We start from the raw sequence: 2064 nt of genomic DNA, 5'->3' as shown, positions 1-2064 counted from the left end.
CAGGACGTCCGCTGCTGGACATCATTATTTGCAACCTGCAATATGCGGGCTGTAAAGCTGTTATTATCAACACCCATCATCTGTATCAAAAGATAGACTCCTTTCTCGATCTGCAAAAATACTCGATTCCGGTCATCACTCGACATGAACCCGAAATCCTCGGTACAGGAGGCGCCATAAAAAATCTCGCCGACTTCTGGGACGACAAACCCTTTATGGTCATAAACAGTGACATTGTTACGGATATTGACTTGAAAAAAGTATATGATTTTCACCTAAATCATCATCATCCTGTTACTCTGGTTCTGCATGACGACCCGGAGTTCAATACCGTATCGATAAATCATAACGGCTTTATTACAGATTTTCATGAACAGGTCCCCAGTCGTACCCTACCCTCTTCCCCTTCCTCCGGTTCAAAAATTCTTCGGCCCAAAGGAACCAAAATACTCACCTTTACCGGAATACAGGTTCTTGACCCGGAAGTTCTCGGATTAATACCAAGCAGTGTATTCTCAAGCAGCATCGATTTATATCGTAAACTGATATCAGAAAACAAAAAAGTGCGAGCCTTTATTTCAAAAGAATACTTTTGGAAGGATATCGGTACCCCGGAAAGATACTGGCAGGCAGTTTTTGAAAAAATGGCGCCCGAAGCTTTCAAGCGCGCCTTTCCAGATTGGTTGAACAATATGATTACCCGCACCAAACTAAAAGGGGATGGATCCGAAAGAAACTGGTACCGACTGACCGCGGGTAGACGATCACTCGTGATGGCGGATCACGGCATCAGAAGACAACGTGCAACCAACGAAACAGACTCTTTTGTCGCCATTGGCCGCCATCTGCACGGCAAGGGTATCCCGGTTCCAAAGACTTATCTTTATGACACTTTTTCAGGTCTGGTATTCCTTGAAGATCTGGGGGATGTAAATCTTCAGACCGTTATCCAAAACACAGAAAATCATAGTGAGATCATCTCGTGTTACAAATCTGTTATACGTCTTCTCGTTGAGCTCTCTGTCTCATGCGCCACAGACTTTGAACCTGCCTGGACACATCAAACTTCTTCTTACAATCATGATCTTATTCTTGAAAAGGAATGCCGCTACTTTGTCGATGCCTTTTTAAAGGAATATCTTGGCATGGATACCAGCTTTGAAGATCTTGAAGACGAATTTGTAACCCTTGCAGGCAATGCCCTTGAATTTTCCGTCAATGGATTTATGCACCGTGATATGCAGTCACGCAATATCATGGTAAATAATAATCGCTTTTATTTTATTGATTATCAGGGTGGGCGAATAGGTCCGATCCAATACGACCTTGCATCCTTGCTGATTGATCCCTATGTGGAATTACCCCACTCAGTGCAGATCGAGCTGCTGAATTATTGCGTTGAAATGCTTTCATCTATTTTTAGCCTTGATCCGCAAAATTTTCTTGCCTGTTATAAATATTGCGCAATAACAAGGAACTTACAGATACTGGGTGCCTTTGGTTATCTGAGCCGGGTAAGAGGAAAAACATACTTTGAAAAATATATCCCCAAGGCAATAAAAAACTTGAAGTATAATCTTACCGCCCTTGAAAATACGGAATTTCCGGGCATAAAATCAATTGTGGAAAAAATTGATGTGCCAAATTGATATTTCTGTTATATTTAATGCTTGACCGCAAACCTTGGGTTCCGGTCAAAAATCCGAAATCCGAAGATCGCGCGAAGCATCCCGACGGGGATAAATACTAAACAATTACAAAAATGAAAATGCTCCAATGACAAAAACATTGAATTACCAATGAATTTGTTTCGGTCATTTTGTCATTTGGTATTCGAATTTGCTCGCCCTGTCTAATGGCAAGTGACTAATGCCCACTTTCATATCACATATCGGAGGTGCAAAATGAAGAGTATAAAAGTCATGGTAAACGGAATCCCAGGGAAAGTATCAAGTGTAGTGGCAAGACATGTTCTAAATGATGACCGATTTGAGCTTATTCCACACGCACTTACCGGACCTGAAATCACGGAGTCGGAATGCATTATCGATGGTTGCAGCATAC

General features: G+C 41.9%; 1 protein-coding gene. It reads left to right on the top strand.

From position 1 onward, the window contains the following. Positions 1 to 11: 11 nt before the first annotated feature. On the top strand, positions 12 to 1649 hold the full coding sequence (locus V3V99_10160) for a phosphotransferase (protein ID MEE9443015.1): 1638 nt from the start codon (positions 12 to 14) through the stop codon (positions 1647 to 1649). The last annotated feature ends 415 nt before the right edge of the window (positions 1650 to 2064 follow it).

The sequence above is a fragment of the Candidatus Zixiibacteriota bacterium genome, assembly GCA_036480375.1.
In the GTDB taxonomy this organism is placed as follows: Bacteria; Zixibacteria; MSB-5A5; order GN15; family JAAZOE01; genus JAZGGI01.
This window is presented reverse-complemented; position numbering and strand designations above follow the sequence as displayed.